This is a genomic window from Micromonospora endophytica, from assembly GCF_003236305.1.
Taxonomy (GTDB): domain Bacteria; phylum Actinomycetota; class Actinomycetes; order Mycobacteriales; family Micromonosporaceae; genus Micromonospora; species Micromonospora endophytica.
In genome coordinates, this window is record NZ_POTX01000515.1 from 1 (window position 1) to 667 (window position 667).

Consider the following 667-nt stretch of genomic DNA (forward strand, 5'->3'; position numbering starts at 1 on the left):
GCGGAAGGGGCGACCTGGGGGAGGACGTCGTGTCGCAGCACATCAGGCCCGCCGCCAGCCACGAGCGCCTGGCCCCGGTGGCCGGAGCGCCGTTGTGGTGTGACGCGCGAGATTACGGACTTCAGGGCGATGGGGTGACGAACGATCAGCCCGCGCTCTCCGCCCTGGTGGACCGGCTCGGCGAGGGGTACGCCGCCGACGGGCGGGCCCGGGTCATCTACTGCCCGCCGGGGATCTACTCGATCCGGGACGCGGGCACGGTCTGGCGCAGCGGAGTGTCCCTGCTCGGCGCGGGCTCGGGAGCGACCCGGTTTCTGCTGAGCAACGAGGGCAACCGGGCCGAGCCGACGCCGCTCGCCTTCTGGACCACCCTGCAGCACGGTGCCGACCGCGATCGTCACATCGCCGACTGCACCTTCGCCGACTTCGAGATCGACGGTTCGGGCGTGGCCCTGGCCCAGTACAACTATCTCGCCAAGGGGCTGGGGCTTCAGTACGTGGTCCGGGGCGTCTTCCGAAACCTTTACATCCACCACACCGGCGCCACCGGGTTGGGCTGTGACTTCCTTCAGGACTGCCTGGTCGACGGGGTGGTCGTGGTGGGCTGTGGCCGGCTGGACAACGGCGAGCAGATGGGCGGCGCCGGGATCGGCATCGGTGTGGGGGG

Annotated in this window: 1 protein-coding gene; it reads left to right on the top strand. The window is 70.6% G+C overall.

The genetic code is table 11. From position 1 onward, the window contains the following. Positions 1-29: 29 nt before the first annotated feature. The coding region (locus C1I93_RS30850; protein WP_220039624.1) for a glycosyl hydrolase family 28-related protein at positions 30-667 on the top strand (638 nt) is incomplete at its 3' end.